We start from the raw sequence: 17,432 nt of genomic DNA on the forward strand, positions 1-17,432 counted from the left end.
GTCTTCATCAAACAACGCTCTGCTTGAACTCAATTCAGAGGGCTAGCGCCCCTGTTCGCCGCACCGGTCATCGAATATCGCTGTGCGGTGGCGGGCGGAGCTTTTGTTTGCATCGGCAAACAATCTCGCGGATGAACCGGGCGCTCTTTGGCTCGGGCCGCCATTGCCCCAAATCCCGGGCTATAGATGGCCAAAATTTAATCAGTCGCGCTTTGATAATGAGCAGCTGAGAGGCTGTCAAAGGCGCCGATTCCAAAACATCGCAAAAATAAATGGCAATTTTTTTGAATACTTTTACCATGTGGTCAAATTAGGGGGCAGATGAATGTTTGACATCATCATCAGAAAGGCCAGCTTGCCGGATGGCCGCGAACCGGTGGATATTGCGATCAAGGGCGACAGTGTTGCGGAAATTGCCGCTGACATCTTGGGTGAGGCGCGCGAAGAAATCGATGCAACGGGCCGCCTTGTTTCACCTCCGTTCGTCGACCCGCACTTCCATATGGACGCCACCCTGAGCCTGGGGACGCCACGTATGAATGTCTCGGGCACGCTTTTGGAGGGCATCGCGCTTTGGGGAGAACTGAAGCCCCTTCTGACGCCCGAAGCGGTGATTGAGCGGGCCATGCGATATTGCGATCTGGCCGTGTCGCAGGGGTTGCTGGCCATCCGTTCGCATGTGGATGTTTCGTCAACTCCGTTGGTGGGTGTCGAAGCTTTGCTGGAAGTGCGCAAGCTGGTTGCCCCGTATATTGATTTGCAATTGGTGGCATTCCCGCAAGATGGACTGTATCGCGCAGAAAATGCAGAGAAAAACCTGATCCGGGCGCTCGATATGGGGGTCGACGTGGTGGGCGGTATCCCGCATTTTGAACGCACGATGTCGGAAGGCGCCCGATCGGTCACGAGGCTGGCCGAGATTGCCGCAGATCGTGGCCTGATGCTGGACCTGCACTGTGATGAAAGCGACGATCCGATGTCGCGCCATGTGGAAGCCCTCGCCTATGAAACCACGCGCCTTGGGCTCGGGGGTCGTGTGACTGCAAGCCATGTCACCGCGATGCATTCATACGACAACTACTATGCCTCGAAACTTATTCCGCTGATTGCGGAAAGCGGCATGAACGTCGTACCGAACCCGCTTATCAATATCACGCTGCAAGGCCGCTCGGACACTTATCCGCGCCGCCGTGGCCTGACCCGTGTACCAGAATTGCGTGCAGCAGGTGTGAACGTTTCCTTCGGGCAGGATTGCACCATGGACCCATGGTATTCTCTTGGGTCCGCCGACATGCTGGAAGTGGCCCATATGGGCGTGCATGCGGTGCCGATGACATCCCGCGAAGCGATGGAATGGGCTTTCACATCCGTTACCAAGAACGGTGCCAGGACCATGGGTCTGCCTGACCCGACAATTCGCAAAGGTGGCCCGGCCAACATGGTTGTGCTGCAAGCGCGTGACCCGATTGAAGCTGTTCGCATGAAGGCCACACGTCTTGCCGTCATCAAAAACGGCAAGGTGCTGGCGCGTACCGAACCAAGACTGGCCGCGCTTTCTTTGCCCGGCCGCCCCTCGACCCTGGATCCAGCGGATTACGCGCCCAGGCCCAATATTCAGGAAGCTTAAAAACAAGAATAGTTGCCACCAACAGAAGAGGATACTCCGATGAAACTCACCACAACACGTCGTCAACTGATCGTCGGCGCTGCGGCCACGCTGGCCCTGCCGGCTTATGTCCGCCGCGCCAATGCACAATCTGCGATCCGCGTCGCTGGCGTGCATATGTCTCCGGTCGAAAACGCATGGAACAGCCGGATCCATGTGGCGATGCAGGAAGCCGCCGAGGCTGGTCTGATCGAATATGAGTTTTCCGAGGGTGTAGCTCCGACCGACTATCCCCGTGCGATGCGCGAATATGCCGAAGGCGGTGCGCAAATCATTTGGGGCGAGTCCTACGCGGTGGAACGCGAAGCACGCGAAGTGGCGGGTGACTACCCCGATACCGCGTTTCTGATGGGGTCTTCCGGCGGACCGGAGGGCGACAATTTCGGTGTTTTCGGCACCCGCAACCATGAGGCGGCCTATTTGGCCGGAATGCTTGCCGGCCGAATGTCGGAAAGCAATGTCTATGGTTCGGTCGGCGGTTATCCGATCCCCGAGGTGAACCTGCTGATCAATGCTTTCCGGATGGGCGTCAGTGAAGTGAACCCTGACGCCACTTTCCTCAACGGTTTCATCGGAGCATGGTTTGATCCCGCCCGCGCGCAGGAAGCCGCGATTGCCCAGATCGATGCGGGCGCGGACATCCTGTTTGGTGAACGGATCGGTACGGCGGATGCGGCTCAGGCGCGTGGTGTGAAAGCCATCGGTTCACTTATCGATTATACACCGCGCTATCCCGGTACGGTCTTTGCAAACGCGATATGGAACTATGGGCCAACCATCGAAGCCATCGTGGCGGATGTTCAGGCCGGCAAACCCACCGGGCGCAACTATACTGAATATTCCTTCATGGCCCATGGCGGCAATGAGCTGATCTATGTCGCTGACGAAGTGCCTGCCGACGCCATCCCTGCGATGAAGGCCAAACAAGCCGCGATCCAATCCGGCGAATGGGACGTTCCGATCGACGAAAGCGAGCCCTCCTGATCCCGGGGGTTTTGACGTGACCGATGCCACGGCTCTTGCAGCTGCCGTTTCGGCAGGGCAGATCACTGCCGCCGACGCGATGGAAGCAAGCCTTTCAGCCTGCCACGCGCAGGCGGATCTGGGCGCCGTGGTGTTTCTGGACGAAGACATGGCCCGCGCCGGCGCGAGGGCAGCAGATGCAGCGCCATCGGACCAGCGCGGGCCCTTTCACGGGGTTCCGTTCCTGGTCAAAGACCTCGGCGGTTCCGCCAAAGGGCTGCCCGCTGCTGCCGGGTCTGCGGCAATCCGCGCGCAAGGGCGAAAATCCGAAACTGACAGCTGCCTGCTGCATGAATTGCGCCAGACCGGCCTGATCCCTTTTGGCGTGTCGGCAACACCGCCATTCGGCCTTTCCCTGACATGTGAACCAGATGGCATGGTTGCGGCCCGCAATCCGTGGAATCCCGCGTTGACGCCCGGTGGCTCATCTGGCGGCGCTGCGGCTGCGGTTGCAGGCGGCATCGTCGCCATTGCTCATGCCACGGACGCGGCCGGATCTATCAGAGTACCTGCCGCGTGCTGCGGCTTGACCGGGCTCAAGCCGTCACGTGGTGCGGTGCCCGGAGGCCCTGATTTTACCAATCACCTGATGGGGATAGCGTCAGAACTGGTTCTGGCACGGTCCGTTCGCGATGTGGAAACCGCCTTTCAAGCCGTAGCCCAGCCCATGGCCCCGGTATATCCGGCGGACCTCCCCCGCATCGCATTGGCATTGCCCGAGCGTTGCGGAACTGACCAGTGCGAAGCCGCCAAAGATGCGGCTGACGCTCTGCGCGATGCAGGTTGCGAAGTGCATGACATTTGCGCCCCGGACGAGATGGGGGCCGAGGCTCATGCAATTGCCCGCACGATATTGGCTGTTTCGCTGGCCGAGTGGCTCATTGCACTCAGGATCCGCGATGACCAGGTTCCACCGCTTGCCGCCGCCATGGCCGCCGAAGGCCGTGCCACATCTGCCACCGCGCTTTTTGCGGCCTCACGGCAGCTTGCGCGTCTGACATATCGTGCTCGCAAGACTTTAAGTTCTGCCGATGCCGTGCTGATGCCGGTCTTATCGTCTGCGCCGCCCGTTATTGGCACTTTGGATCTGTCTGGTGCCTCCGCAGATGAACACATGGCGCGGCTGGAGGCCTTTGCCCCGAACGCGGCACTTGCCAATGTCGCAGGCTTGCCGGCTTTGGCATTGCCGTTTGGCATGGCAAATGGCCTGCCAATCGGTGTGCAACTGCTGGGACCACCCGGTTCGGATGTTGCGCTGCTGAAACTTGGCGCTCTGATCGAGGCGCGTGCGCCCGAACTAACCTTTCCGTCTCCAATCGCAGGCCTGCCTACATGAACAAGGTTCTGGAACTTCACAGCATTACAAAGCGTTTTGGAACGCTTACCGCCAATGATGATGTGACCCTGACACTGGCCGAGGGTGAAATCCTTGCATTGTTGGGTGAAAATGGCGCGGGAAAAACGACGCTGATGAACATCCTGTTCGGTCATTACGCAGCCGATGAAGGCACTGTCAGGGTGTTCGGCGAGAAGCTGCCACCCGGCCTGCCCCGCGCAGCGATCGAGGTGGGTGTGGGCATGGTACACCAGCACTTTACGCTTGCGGGCAACCTCACGGTTCTTGAAAACGTCATGCTTGGTTCAGAACCCCTGACACGCGCACGGTCCGCACGTGGCGAGGCGCGCGCAAAGTTGTTGCAGATCGCAAATCGGTTTGGTCTGCCCGTGAACCCCGACGACAGGATCAAGTCCCTTTCCGTAGGTGAGCGTCAACGCGTCGAAATTCTGAAAGCGCTGTATCGAGACGCGCGCATACTGATCTTGGATGAACCCACGGCCGTTCTGGCCCGGCCCGAGGCAATGCGCCTGTTCGAGACGCTGCGCGACATGACGAAAGAGGGTCTGTCGCTTATCTTCATCAGTCACAAACTGCATGAGGTCATGGCGGCCTCTGACCGTGTGGCCGTTCTTCGTGGCGGCAGGTTGGTTGCGGAACGCAGGACCTCTGAAACAACCCCCGGAGAGTTGGCGGAACTGATGGTTGGCCGCAAAGTGGAACGGCCTATTCGTCAAGACCACGAGATTGGCGCGCCGGTTCTGGTCGCAAACGATGTGCGCGTGGAAGAAGACGGTGAATTGCGGCTGGATGACGTGTCATTCACCGTCCACGCTGGCGAGATCCTTGGGATCGTTGGCGTATCAGGCAACGGTCAGGCCTCGCTTGGCGGGCTGTTGTCCGGATTGATCCACCCAAGCGCCGGGCAGTTGACACTACTGAATCAGGATATCGGCCATCTGGGCCCGCGTGGCATGATCCGGGCTGGCGCCGGCAGGGTTCCGGAAGACCGCCATGCAGAAGGTGTCGTGGGTGAATTGAGCCTGTGGGAAAATGCAGTTCTTGAACGTCTGCGCACACCGGAGTTTTCGCGCCGAGGCTTTGTCCGACAACGCGCCGCCCGAGAATACACCGCGGGTCTTATCGAACGATTTGACATCCGAGGGGCCAGTCCCGACACGCGAACACGGCTGCTGTCTGGCGGCAACATGCAAAAGCTGATCCTGGGGCGAGTCCTGACCAACGGACCGCGTTTTGTACTCGCCAACCAGCCGACGCGGGGCCTTGATGAAGGGGCAATTGCCGCGGTTCATGCCGAGCTTTTGGCCGCGCGGGCCGAGGGTGCCGCGATTCTGCTTATTTCAGAGGAACTGGAAGAAGCCGTGGCCCTGTCCGATCGGATACAGGCCATCGTAAAGGGTCGATTGTCGAAACCGATATCCGCTGATGAGGCTGATCCGCAACGCCTTGGCCTGATGATGGCAGGAGTCTGGAAGGAAGATGATGATGCGGCTTGAACGACGCACACATGTACCGCTGTACCTTGTGGTCATTGCGCCGCTGGCCGCGATCATTACCGCCTTGTTATTGGCTGCGGGACTAATCGCAGCGGCGGGTGTGAACCCGCTGACTGCTTATGGTGAAATGCTGACCGGCGCCCTTGGTTCACGCCTTTCGATCACCGAGATGCTGACCCGCGCCACGCCACTGATACTCACCGGGCTTGCCGCGGCCGTCGCTTTTCGTGCGCGGCTTTGGAACATCGGCGGCGAGGGGCAATTCTTCGTTGGCGCGTTGATCACCGCGTGGATCGGGCATTCACTCGGGGTTCCCGGGTGGATCGGTATTCCGATTTTGATGCTGGCGGGCATGGCGGCGGGCGCGGCCCTGTTGGCAGGCCCCGCATTTTTGCGCCTGCGTTTCGGGGTGGATGAGGTGGTGACGACCCTGCTGCTCAACTTCATTGTGATCCTTTTCGTCGGCCTCATGATCGAAGGCCCGATGCGCGATCCGATGGCCTTTGGCTGGCCTTCCTCCGTGCCAGTGGGCGGAGAGTACCGCCTGCCGGATCTTATCCCCCGCACGCGCCTTCATATCGGGCTGCTTTTTGCCATCGCGGCAGCAGGTGTTGTTTGGCTGATCCTGGCCCGCACGGTTTTTGGCGCTGAAACACGCGCCGCAGGCTTGAACGCCAGTGCCGCTGCCTTTGCCGGAATTTCTCTGCCCCGAACGATCATGGGTGTGGCTCTGCTTTCCGGTGCTTTGGCGGGTCTGGCAGGTTCCGTCGAAGTCATGGGTGTTACAGCCGGGGTCACCACGACCATGAGTCCCGGATTCGGCTATGCCGGCATCGTCGTCGCAATGCTTGCCGCATTGCATCCGGCCGGTGTGGTCGCCGCCGCCGTATTCGTTGCCACAGTTTTTGTCGGGGCCGACGCCATGAGCCGCGCAACCGGCGTTCCCAGCTTCATTGCCGATGTGATCGTGGCGCTCTGCCTGCTCACCATGATCGTGGCCCTTCTTTTCACAACTTACCGGGTGCGCCGATGAGTGATGCAATTGATCTGCTGCTGAATACCAGCCTCTGGGCGTCCGTGCTGCGCATTGCAACGCCGCTTATTTTCGGAGTCCTCGGCGCGTTGCTCTGTGAACGTTCGGGTGTTCTCAATCTGGGGATCGAGGGGATCATGACCATGGGCGCGATGAGCGGTTGGCTTGCCGTCTACATGGGCGCACCTTTGCTGGTGGGCCTGATGATTGCCGCGCTTTGCGGCGCGGTGATGGGATTGCTGCACGCCATGCTGACGGTCCCGCTTGGTTTGTCGCAACATGTATCGGGGCTTGGCATTACGCTGTTTGCGTCCGCGCTGGCCTACTACCTTTACCGGTTGCTTGTTGAAGTGGGCGATCTGCCCCCGACGATAGAACCTTTCCAGCCTCTCGATGTTCCGGGTGTTTCCGACATCCCCATTCTGGGTCCGATCCTGTTTTCCCAGGCCCTGCCGACCTATCTGGCGCTGTTTGCGGTGGCTGTGATGGCTTACGTCCTTGCCCGGACACCGTTGGGGCTGGCCATTCGCATGACAGGTGAAAACCCGCACGCGGTCGAGGCGCAGGGGCTGAACCCCATTCGCATTCGCATTGGAGCAGTGGTTGTTGGATCAGCGTTGATGGCAGTGGGTGGCGCGTTCCTGACGACAACGGCGTTCAACAGTTTTTTTCCGGGCATGGTTCAAGGACGCGGCTGGATCTGCATCGCGCTGGTTGTGTTCGCAAGCTGGCGGCCCGGCAAGGCGTTGATTGGCGCCGTGTTGTTTGCCTTTTTCGATGCATACCAATTGCGGCTGCAAACGGCGATTGAAGGCGTGCCATATCAACTCTTCCTGATGGCGCCCTATGTGCTTTCCATCGTCGCGCTCGTTCTCGTCGCCCGCAGGGCCGAGGTGCCTGCTGCGCTGATGGCACCCTATCGGCGCGGTGAACGCTAGGATCAGGGTTCACAACCAGTGGATGGGTTGTTGTTGCAAGCGCGAAAGGGGCAGGACATACATGAAACTTCGGGTCATGGCGGGTTGCGACATTTAAACCCGTGCCTGTCGTATTAGGCGGGATCTTGCGTCAGCACTTTGGGCAAGAAGCCCTTGATCGCAATGCAGTACGCCAATAACCGGCGGCAATGACGATAGGAAAAGGCGGCCTCTGACGATGAGAAGCCGCCTTTTGTCTTTCGACCTGTTATTGTTGCCTAGTTGGCTGCCGCCTGCAATCTCCGGCGGTCAGCGGCGGTTGCATTTCTCTCGACAACGGTTCGGTTGAACGGGTCCTTCAATTCGTAACGGCCAAACTCGATCTCTTCTTTCCAGCCATTGGCATAGTTTACTTCGATATTGTTGCCCTGACGTTCAACCTTCGTCGGGCGGCTTCCCGCAGAACCTCCTTGGCCGGACGCGCGCACGTTGTCGATGGAGATACCATCTGCCAATGACCGGAGCCTTGAGACATCGGCGCCTGTCGCCAGCCGTTCTTCCACAGTGCGGTTCTGAGCATTCTTTCTCTCATACCGACCGTTTTCGATTTCTTCTTTGGTTCCATCGGCATAACGCACTTCGATGCCGTTGGCGTTCGTCTCAACCTTGGTTACGCCGGCAGTGCGCGATGACCCGCCTCCTGACCGGGATTGATCCTTTTTGCCGCTGCCTCGGTTCGACCGCTTCGAGTCATCATCATCGTCGTCGTCATCATCGTCATCATCGTCGCGACCACCTTTGCCGGATCCGGAATTGTCGTCGCGATCATCGTCCCTGTCGTCGTCGCGGTCATCGTCCCTGTCGTCGTCGCGATCACCCCCGCGACCACTGTTGCCCGACCCCGAGTTGTCGTCCCGTTCGCCGCCACGATCATCCCCCCGATCGTCATCGCCGCCATCCCCATCTTTTCCGCTGCCGCTTTTGGCAAAGGCATAGGCTGGTTCAAGGTGCAAGCGCCCTTCCGCGTCAAACTTCGGCGCGTAAGGCGTTGCGGCAATCAACGAAGCCAGTGCTGCGGTGCTGAGAAGCTGGCCCAGTTTTCCTTGAAGTTTCATTCTTTCGCCTCCAGTTCTGTTCGACCCATCTCATGGTGTCGGTGACAGATTACCCGGGGCGTTGCTTCCCGACATCGGGCTTAGGTCTGACGAATTGCAGGCCGAACGTCCCGGCCAAAACCACGACTTCCGTCGTAATCGATTGCACCGCGTGGTTTAGGAGAGTGGTTTAGGAGACTTGGCTCGGTTTTGCTCCGTTGCCCTTCAACTCATCATCGGGCTCCAGATGAATGACAAAGACAGAACCAGGATAAATGCGTTCCAATGCGTGTTCGACTTCGTTGCAGATGTCATGCGCTGCGCTGACCGACATCGCGCCGTCCACAACGAGGTGAAACTCGACGAAGATGATATTTGCGGATCTGCGTCCCTTGAGGTCGTGATACTCCAGCGCAGCGCCAAGATTGTTTTCAATGGTGTCGGAAACAACTTCCAGGTCATGGTCGGAAAGGCTCACATCCATCAGGCCGTCAACGGACGCTCGAATGACTTTCCATCCTTCCCACAGGATGTTCAGCGCGACCAGAATTGCAAGGATCGGGTCAAGGATCAGCCAGCCGGTGACAAGTGCAAGCATGAGTCCCGCGATGACACCCGCTGACGTCATGACATCTGTAAAAATATGCCGCGAGCTTGCCTCCAATGCAGGCGACCCCTCGCGCCTGCCGATTCTGAGCAACAAGTAGGCCCATGCGCCATTCACGCCCGTTGCAATGACATTGACGGCGATTCCAAGAAAAGGCGCGTCCTCAAGATGCGGATTTGGAAGTGCCAGCACGGCCTCTCTGATGATCAGGAACGCCGCCAACACAATCAATACGCCCTCGACGACGGCGGAAAGATATTCGGCCTTCTTGTGACCAAAAGGGTGGTTTTCATCAGGGGGTTTGTTTGCAACCCGAACCGCGAAATAAGCCAGCATCGCCGCTAGGACATTGACGGTGGATTCCATCGCGTCCGACAACAAAGCCACAGAACCCGTCAGCCACCAGGCCAGCAGCTTCAGGGCCAGTACCGCCAGGGATATCGGAATGGACCAAAGCGCTATTTTTTGTGTCATTCGGCCACGACCCTCAATCAATCACGAACAGAAACTCGGGCGAGTGCTGCGCTCCGGTGCCCAGAACGTAAAACAGGAGTTTGGCGAAAAGGGAATAGGCCTTGCGGCTTCGTGCTGGCAGCTGACCGGGGCATCTGGCATCCGATGCATGGCGCCAAAGAGGGTTACTCTGATGGCGCGCCTGTCGGTGACGCGGGCACGGCCTTGAGATAGGCCGCAATCGCCAAACGGTCCTCATCCGTAAGGCGTGATGTGTTCTCGATGACTTCCACCATCTCGCCACCCGCGCTGTCATAATCCGGCGTGAAGCCAGATTTCAGATACTCGGCAATATCAGCCTCAGACCAATCCAACTGGGCGGAGGTCAGCCCGGGGATGCGGCCCTTTCCGCTGGGGTTTGGTGCACCTGTCAGCCAGAGGTCGCGTTTCAGGCCCCCTAGCCCGTTGCGCGGTGTGTGGCATTCTGCGCAATGTCCCAACGCCTCTACCAGATAACGGCCTTGCATTTGCTGGTCCGTCAGATCGCCTTCCACAACCCAGCCCGGTTTCAGATACAACAGCTTCCACCCGCCCAGCCCGCGTCGAATGTTGAAGGGAAAGCCAACATCGTGCGCTGCGCTTTGGGTTGGAACCGCCGGCAAAGTGCCGAGGAAGGCATGCAGCGAAACAACGTCCTCGACTGACATGTTGGCGTAAGTCGAATAGGGAAACGCAGGAAAATAGTGCTGCCCTTCGGGCCCGGTCCCGTGAAGCAGGGCATTGGCCAGATCCAATGCGGACCACGATCCGATGCCGGCAACCGGATCACTGGATATGTTCGGGGCTATGAAGGTGCCGAAATCCGTCTCAAACCGACGTCCGCCAGCCAGTACCAGCTTTTCCTCACCTGTTGCGTTCGGTGCAGAATGACAGGACGCGCACCCAGCCGCGTAAAACACGGCTTCACCTCGACTGAGATCAGGGACAATCCCGTTCAGTTGTGTCTGATTAACTCTTTTCGGGCGGGTCAGCACCAAACCGACCAGCCCGACCAGTACAGCAATACCTGCGGCGAAAATGAAAAAACGCCGCATGGCCAGCGCTCCTTTAGTCTTTGGGCGCCCTGTAAACTTTGTGACATGCCGAGCATGATCCGCCCAGATCACCCATCGCCGCCTTCAGAGCATCGACATCCTGACCTGCCGCCGCCTGCATCGCAACCGCGGCTTCGGCCATGGCCTGACCTTTTGCGCTTACATCCGGGAAGTTTTCCCAGATGGCTGGCAAGGCTCGGGTAGACGGGTCGGACGCATTGTCGGACCCGGCAGGCCACATCGCTGATTGATCTATCTGAGTCAGAACAACCAGGTTGTTCGCGGCCCGGGTTGCCGCCTCGGAATCATATTCAACCTCTCCCTTGGCCATGCCGCCCAATGTGCCAAGGTTGAAGGCATAAAGCTGCATGATCGAGGTCCGAGCCTTCACCGCCGGGTTTTCGCTTTCATGGGCGATGGCTGATCCAATAACGGCTACCGACAATAAACCTGCCGCAATGGCCGGAATTTTCTTCATCATTGTGCGTCTCCCTGTTCAATGCGTCGAATACTAGCCTGAACATTTTTTCTTGTAATTGTTTGTTATTCATCGTTCCTTGTTAATTTATGCACAACCAAAACTGGGATGATTTTCGGTACGCGCTGGCCGTAAGGAAACACGGATCGCTGAATGCGGCTGCCGGGGCGCTGGGTGTTACTCATGCAACGGTGCTGCGCAGAGTCGCCGCGCTTGAAGACCGTTTTGGATGCGTGATCTTTCAAAAACACCCGTCAGGGTACACCGCCCTGCCCGAGGCCAGTGCAATTCTTTCGGCGATGGAAAGCGTTGAAGAGGCGGTACTTTCCGTAGAGCGGGCAATTGTGGGTGCAAACCGGTCCCCTGCGGGTCAGGTCCGCATTGCGTCCACGGACAGCCTTTGTCAGCTTGTACTGCCCCAAATATTGACTGAGATATCGCGGCTTTACCCCGGCTTGGAACTGACTTTGTTAAGTGGCAACAGCCATCATGATCTGTCGAGGTTGACCGCGGACATCGCCGTGCGACCCTCGATCAAACTTGAAGAAGGGCTTGTCAGCGAACGAGCGGGAACATTGTCATTCGGCGTTTTTGACGATGGTTCCCCAAACCGAAAATGGATGAGGCTTGATGGGGCGTTGAGCCGCTCGCTTCCCGCCAAATGGTTGGCCGAACATGTCAGCGCCGATGAGATGACCAACGGGGCAGACAGCTTTTTGGTGCTTCAGCAGATGGCGGCATCCGGGGTGGGCAAAGCGTTTCTGCCCTCGTTTATCGGGAATGCGGATCCTCGGCTTCATCGGTCGTCAGAAATTGATCCCGGAATAGACGTTCCGCTGTGGGTGGCGACACTGGATGAGATAGCGCGCACTCCGAGATTTGCCATCGTACAAAGAGCTTTGGTCGAACGCCTGTCCATTGCTCTGCCCGGGTGACATATCAAAAAACTCGCCAGTAGGCTTGGCCCCTCCGAGAAACGCTCCGGGGCCGAGGCGCTGATCGTCTGGACGGAGTTCGGGCGAACTCCGTTTAGCTCCTGCAAGGCCACGCGTGCCTTCCGTCCGCCGTCTGCGCGATTGCGCGAACAAGGGTTATGACAGGGGCCAAGTTCTGAAACCGAACGCTTATGAGTTCAGACCAAGGTCGGTGGCGCGGACAGGGATTGTCGTTCATAGTTGAACGTGAAATGAGACCCGAGATTTCCGATCTGTCAGTTCGCAATTGGTCATTGTCGCGAGTTTTTCTTGCGGCCTGCATTGTCGTGATGGGAACGGCCACCGCGATAGTTGGCGTGTGGGTGTCAAATCGGATCGAGAATGCAGTTGTCCAAAACTCCGCCAACTCCGCGGCGCTGTATATGGAGAGCATCGTATCCCCTCTCAGCCAGGAACTTGCATACGGGGATCGTCTTTCCGATCAAGCAAGGCGGGCACTGGACGAAATTTTCATGACCCAGCCACTGCGTGACCGCATTGTTTCCTTCAAGTTTTGGAAGCAAGGCGGCGTGATCGCGCACGCGTCGGATCCGACCATCATTGGAAGCCGTTTCGATCCGACTGACGATCTGAGCCGAGCCTGGAACGGAGAGATTTCGGGTTCGTTCGAAGATCTCGACCATGCCGAAAGCGCCGCAGAAGCAGCACTTGGGATCCCGCTGCTTGAAGTGTACAGCCCGATCCGAGAACTCTGGTCAGGAGATATCATTGCAGTTGCAGAGTTTTATGAAAAAGCGGAACAGCTGGAAGTTGATATGGCCAGAGCCCGGCGGACAAGCTGGCTGGTCGTCGGATCAGCGTTTACGGCAAGTACAATCGTTCTGTTTTCCATCGTGGCAATCGGTGACAACACCATTCGACGTCAGGGGCGCCTGTTGGAGCGGCGTCTGAAAGAGAGCGAGCAGATGGCAGAGCAGAACGCCAGGCTGCGGTCGCGCGTGGTCGAAGCGTCGGAACGATATGCCACGCAAACAGATCGCTTTCTGAAGAAACTTGGTTCCGAACTTCATGACGGCCCAGCTCAATACCTGTCCCTTGCGGCCCTCAGGTTGGAGGCGGCGTTCTCGGACAGGCCAGAAAAGCCTGCGGAAGCTGAGGAAATACAACAGTCTTTGCAGAAGTCCCTGGCCGAAATTCGTGCGTTGTCGCGGGGCTTGTCCGCTCCGGACATCGACAATCTGGCGCTGATTGATGTGGTGAAAAGAGCCATAGAAGATCACTCGGAACACAGCCCGCTGCGGCCAGAAGTTTCACTTCAGGGAAGCCAGACGATCGAGTTGTCCGTCTCCGACAAGTTGTGTGTTTTTCGGTTCCTTCAGGAAACGCTTTCCAATGCCGCCAGGTATGCTCCGAATTCTCGATGCACCGTCATTTGCAAGGCGCATGACGATCGGGTCGTCATTCATGTCGACGATGACGGGCCCGGATTTGACCCCTCGGACGGAAAAGTACTGCGCGACGATGGAGGCCAGGGACTTCTGGGTTTGCGAGATCGGGTTGAGAGTATCGGTGGCAGGTTCGAAGTCTGGTCAAGCCCTGGCAAAGGCACCTCTGTCACAATGACATTATTTCCCAGAAAGATGAGTACGTCATGACAACATCTGTCGTAATAGCGGATGATCATCCGATTTTCAGGGACGGTTTGCACCGGACATTGGACGAAGCCGATGGTTTCGAAGTTCTCGCTGCCGGCTCGAGCGCGGATGAGGCAGTTTCACTTGTCGGCATTCATCAACCTGACATCGCCATCCTCGATCTTTCGATGCCCGGGGGCGGCATAAATGCGACGCGAAAAATCGCGGCTATGGCAAACCCGCCATTCATCGCGATATTGACGGTCTCGGAAAACAACAGTGACGTTGCGGATGCTTTGGAAGCCGGGGCAATCGGCTACATCGTCAAAGGTGTGACAGCCAGCGAATTGACCGCCTCACTGCGCAGCATCGCCGCGGGCGAAGGATTCGTGTCGCCCGGGCTGGCCTCGCGCGTGCTGCTTCAGATCAACAGAGAGGCGGAGAATTCCAAGGATGGTGATGTCCTGGATGATCTTACGCATCGCGAGGAAGAAATACTTCGACGTGTGGCGAAGGGGATGAGCAATCGGGAGATCGCAGATCAACTGGATCTTCAGGAAAAAACCGTGAAACACTACATGACGGCAATCCTGTCCAAGCTCCACGCCCGAAACCGGGTCGAGGCCGCGCTGATCGCGCACGATGCTTGGGGCAAGACGGACTAAGCCGTCAGTCAAACGTGATGGCATGCTCAATGCTGGCTCCATCGCTTCGAAAGGCGTGTGTGCCCGGGACCTGAAATTTCAGTTTCGTGCCCGCAAATCCGTCCGGTGGCAAGCTGTGTTGCGCATGTTAGCAGGTTTCGCGCGGACTCACCTCAAAGGGCATGCCCAGAGTGATCTGTCGGTCAGGACCCTGGCGACCCTGGCCGCGACCGGATGGCGTGGTTCGGCGGATCTTTTGGCCTAACCCGCAGGTCTGTGTTGGAATCCGTCCAAATAGGGGTCTGATTTGAGACGCTTGGCCGCAAAATCGACAAATGCACGCACTTTTGCAGACACGGTACGGCCCTCTTGATGCACAAGATGGATGGGAATCTCGGGTGGTTCATACGAATTCAGAACGGTCCTGAGCCGCCCGTCCGCAAGGTAGGGTGCCACCTGATAGGACAAGAGCCGCCCGATGCCATGCCCTTGCAGGGCCAGCTCGATCACCGCATCATTGGTGTTCATGCTGATGCGGGGACTTACACGTTTTGTCACGACCGTCTCGCTCTTTTGAAAATGCCATTGGGCCGAGGGGTGCAGGGCAGTTGAATTAATGATGGCGTGATTGGCAAGGTCGTCGGGTGTGTCAGGTTCGCCGCGCGAATCGAGATATGCCGGAGCGGCAAACACGACCTGCCTCACCGCACCGCATCGCACGGCCATCAGGCTTGAATCTGCAAGGTTTCCAATCCTGATGCCGACGTCGAGGCCCTCATCAATCAGATTGACCACACGGTCCACATAAAGAGTGCGCGCGGAGAGCTTTGGATGCAGTTCCAGAAATTCTCCCAGAATCGGATTGACGAACATTCGGCCGAACAACACCGATGCGGTCACGCTGAGTTCCCCGGTCGGTTCGGCATAGGATCCGACGGCGGCACGCTCTGCCTCCTCGAGATCCATCAGAATGCGTCTGGCATCTTCAAGGAATCTTCGCCCGCTGTCTGTCAGCATGACTGATCGCGTGGTGCGCACAAAAAGACGGAGCCCCAGGCTGTCCTCCAGCATGGAGACCAGTCGGGTTACCGTTGGTGGCGACATATTGAGGTGGCGCGCTGCGGCAGCGAAGCCTTTCAACTCGGCCACCTTCACAAAAACGCTCAGAGCGTGAAATCTATCCAAACGACTATTCCATATTTCGGAATAATATATTGCCGAAAAGGGATATTCTGCAACACCAAAGCTTTGACTAGCTTCACCTCAACCCCAGGGCTCTGCCCGGCTGAGATGGAGAATTCAATGTCACGTCCTTTTGCAGAAATCAGTTTTACGCCTTCCGTACGTGCAACACAGGCTAGGAACGGATCGGCTGAAGGCTATGCAAAGTTTCTGGCCGGCGCCGTACAGGAAGACCTCATCAGCCCGGTCGAAGCCAGCTTCATCGCACAAAGGGACGGCTTCTATCAGGCGACCGTCTCTGAAACCGGCTGGCCTTATGTCCAATTCCGCGGCGGACCGGCAGGCTTTCTGAAAGTGCTGGATGAACGGACGCTGGCCTACGCAGATTTTCGCGGCAACCGGCAATATCTGAGCGCAGGTAACCTGCTAAACAACGACCGCGTTTCTCTGATCCTGATGGACTATCCCAACCGGAGACGCCTCAAGATCTGGGGCCGGGCGAAACTTGTTGATGGCGCAGATGATCCGGCCCTGATGCAACATTTGAGTGACCCGAACTACAGGGGCCACCCAGAGCGGGCCATTGTGATCAAGCTTGAAGCGATGGACTGGAACTGCCCGCAGCACATCCCCCAACGCCTGACCCTGGAAGAGTTTGAAGAGCATCTGGCGCCGCTTCGCGATGAACTGGCGGAACTGAAAGCTCGAAACGCAGATCAAAAAGAAAAGCCCGGCCAGCAACGCTGATCGATGCTGAACCCCGCGCGTTCAGACGCGCCCCAAGAACCCCAAGAACCCCAAGAAAGGAAACACCCATGTCGCGCAATCTGAAATCCACCCTGAGCGCCAGTCTGCTCGCGCTTACCATCGCGGTGCCATTCGCTCCGGCCCCTGCAATCGCCAATGAGATCGGCATTGAAGCCACCCAAGCGGTCAATTTCCGCGCAGAAAAAATCGGCGAGGTCAATATCGCCTATCGTGAGGCCGGAGACCCGAACAGGCCAACCGTCCTGTTGCTTCATGGTTTTCCGACCTCGTCACATATGTTCCGCAACCTTATCCCCGAGCTGGCCAGGCATTATCACGTGATCGCGCCCGACTTTCCCGGATTTGGGGCGTCGGACATGCCGCAAGCCGAAGACTTCGAGTATTCCTTTGCGAATATCGCCGAAATCATGACGTCCCTGCTGGATCGAAAGGGTGTCGATCAATACGCGGTCTATCTGATGGACTATGGTGCCCCGGTTGGATTCCGGATGTTTGCGGAACAGCCCGAACGGGTTACCGGCTTCGTCATTCAGAACGGCAATGCGTATGAGGAAGGGCTGCGAGAATTCTGGGACCCGATCAAAGCCTATTGGGCCGACCCCTCGAAAGAGAATGGCGACCAGCTTCGTGGATTTCTTACTCTGGATGCGACCAAGTGGCAGTTCACCCACGGTGTACAGAGTCCGGAACGGATCAGCCCGGACAACTATTGGCACGTCCAATACCTGCTTGATCGCGATGGCAATCAGGAGGTTCAGCTTGAACTTTTCCTGGATTACGGCACCAACGTTGCCGAGTACCCGAAATGGCAGGCGTTGTTTCGCGAGCATCAACCCCCGGCGCTGCTGATGTGGGGTAAGAACGATCACATCTTTCCGGCCGAAGGCGCCCTGCCCTATCAGCGCGACCTGAAAGACCTTGAGTTTCATCTGCTTGATACCGGACACTTCGCGCTGGAAGAATACGGGCCCGAGATTGCGGAACAGATGACTGCATTCCTGAACCGTATAACCGCCGCCGGCAACTGATGCGCAACTGGCCGCGCCTCGAT

16 protein-coding genes are annotated in these 17,432 nt (G+C 57.9%); 11 read left to right on the forward strand and 5 right to left on the reverse strand.

The features are described from left to right. Positions 1-325 precede the first annotated feature (325 nt). From AC2FF8_RS11210 to AC2FF8_RS11235, 6 genes are read left to right on the forward strand one after another with little or no spacing between them, the layout of a single operon-like run. The gene (locus AC2FF8_RS11210; protein WP_496879714.1) at positions 326-1,627 is read left to right on the forward strand and encodes an amidohydrolase family protein; all 1,302 of its coding nucleotides are present in this window, start codon (positions 326-328) and stop codon (positions 1,625-1,627) included. 39 nt (positions 1,628-1,666) lie between these two features. After that, positions 1,667-2,650: a BMP family protein gene (locus AC2FF8_RS11215; protein WP_496879715.1), complete on the forward strand. Its 984-nt coding sequence runs from the start codon at positions 1,667-1,669 to the stop codon at positions 2,648-2,650. Between the two features lie 16 nt (positions 2,651-2,666). Next, on the forward strand, positions 2,667-4,025 hold the full coding sequence (locus AC2FF8_RS11220) for an amidase (RefSeq protein WP_496879716.1): 1,359 nt from the start codon (positions 2,667-2,669) through the stop codon (positions 4,023-4,025). Further along, a complete protein-coding gene (locus AC2FF8_RS11225; RefSeq protein WP_496879717.1) occupies positions 4,022-5,542 on the forward strand; it encodes an ABC transporter ATP-binding protein in 1,521 nt (506 codons plus the stop codon). Before AC2FF8_RS11220 ends, AC2FF8_RS11225 begins: the two co-directional genes overlap by 4 nt. Beyond that, positions 5,532-6,575 carry an ABC transporter permease gene (locus AC2FF8_RS11230; RefSeq protein WP_496873314.1) on the forward strand — a complete coding sequence of 348 codons (1,044 nt, stop codon included), beginning with the start codon at positions 5,532-5,534 and terminating at the stop codon, positions 6,573-6,575. Before AC2FF8_RS11225 ends, AC2FF8_RS11230 begins: the two co-directional genes overlap by 11 nt. Further along, positions 6,572-7,513, forward strand: coding sequence for an ABC transporter permease (locus AC2FF8_RS11235; protein ID WP_171205143.1), 942 nt, complete (start codon positions 6,572-6,574; stop codon positions 7,511-7,513). The genes AC2FF8_RS11230 and AC2FF8_RS11235 overlap by 4 nt, the downstream gene beginning before the upstream one ends. A 257-nt stretch (positions 7,514-7,770) precedes the next feature. Here the strand turns inward: AC2FF8_RS11235 and AC2FF8_RS11240 are convergent, their stop codons facing one another. The 4 genes from AC2FF8_RS11240 to AC2FF8_RS11255 all read right to left on the reverse strand — a co-directional run bounded on the left by AC2FF8_RS11240 (position 7,771) and on the right by AC2FF8_RS11255 (position 11,221). After that, on the reverse strand, positions 7,771-8,607 hold the full coding sequence (locus AC2FF8_RS11240; RefSeq protein WP_216597847.1) for a hypothetical protein: 837 nt from the start codon (positions 8,605-8,607) through the stop codon (positions 7,771-7,773). 169 nt (positions 8,608-8,776) lie between these two features. Next, complete coding sequence (locus tag AC2FF8_RS11245) at positions 8,777-9,667, reverse strand: cation diffusion facilitator family transporter (protein ID WP_174818418.1); 891 nt, start codon at positions 9,665-9,667, stop codon at positions 8,777-8,779. Positions 9,668-9,831: 164 nt separating this feature from the next. After that, positions 9,832-10,740, reverse strand: coding sequence for a c-type cytochrome (locus AC2FF8_RS11250; RefSeq protein ID WP_496879718.1), 909 nt, complete (start codon positions 10,738-10,740; stop codon positions 9,832-9,834). Between the two features lie 13 nt (positions 10,741-10,753). Beyond that, the gene (locus AC2FF8_RS11255) at positions 10,754-11,221 is read right to left on the reverse strand and encodes a c-type cytochrome (protein ID WP_170345402.1); all 468 of its coding nucleotides are present in this window, start codon (positions 11,219-11,221) and stop codon (positions 10,754-10,756) included. Positions 11,222-11,307: 86 nt separating this feature from the next. Between AC2FF8_RS11255 and AC2FF8_RS11260 the strand changes: the two genes are divergently transcribed. The 3 genes from AC2FF8_RS11260 to AC2FF8_RS11270 all read left to right on the forward strand — a co-directional run bounded on the left by AC2FF8_RS11260 (position 11,308) and on the right by AC2FF8_RS11270 (position 14,452). Beyond that, entirely contained in the window at positions 11,308-12,153 is an 846-nt protein-coding gene (locus AC2FF8_RS11260) for a LysR family transcriptional regulator (protein WP_257600949.1), read from the forward strand. 512 nt (positions 12,154-12,665) lie between these two features. After that, positions 12,666-13,808 carry a sensor histidine kinase gene (locus AC2FF8_RS11265; RefSeq protein ID WP_425079598.1) on the forward strand — a complete coding sequence of 381 codons (1,143 nt, stop codon included), beginning with the start codon at positions 12,666-12,668 and terminating at the stop codon, positions 13,806-13,808. After that, on the forward strand, positions 13,805-14,452 hold the full coding sequence (locus AC2FF8_RS11270) for a response regulator (RefSeq protein WP_496879719.1): 648 nt from the start codon (positions 13,805-13,807) through the stop codon (positions 14,450-14,452). Before AC2FF8_RS11265 ends, AC2FF8_RS11270 begins: the two co-directional genes overlap by 4 nt. Before the next feature lie 240 nt (positions 14,453-14,692). On the opposite strand, the gene AC2FF8_RS11275 is transcribed toward AC2FF8_RS11270, so the two are convergent. Continuing rightward, positions 14,693-15,616, reverse strand: a complete 924-nt coding sequence (locus tag AC2FF8_RS11275; RefSeq protein WP_496879720.1) for a LysR family transcriptional regulator — start codon at positions 15,614-15,616, stop codon at positions 14,693-14,695. Positions 15,617-15,733: 117 nt separating this feature from the next. Between AC2FF8_RS11275 and AC2FF8_RS11280 the strand changes: the two genes are divergently transcribed. Continuing rightward, a complete protein-coding gene (locus AC2FF8_RS11280) occupies positions 15,734-16,360 on the forward strand; it encodes a pyridoxamine 5'-phosphate oxidase family protein (protein WP_496879721.1) in 627 nt (208 codons plus the stop codon). 68 nt (positions 16,361-16,428) lie between these two features. Next, positions 16,429-17,409, forward strand: coding sequence for an alpha/beta fold hydrolase (locus AC2FF8_RS11285; RefSeq protein ID WP_496879722.1), 981 nt, complete (start codon positions 16,429-16,431; stop codon positions 17,407-17,409). The last annotated feature ends 23 nt before the right edge of the window (positions 17,410-17,432 follow it).

It is taken from the genome of Ruegeria sp. YTSA144, from assembly GCF_059610125.1.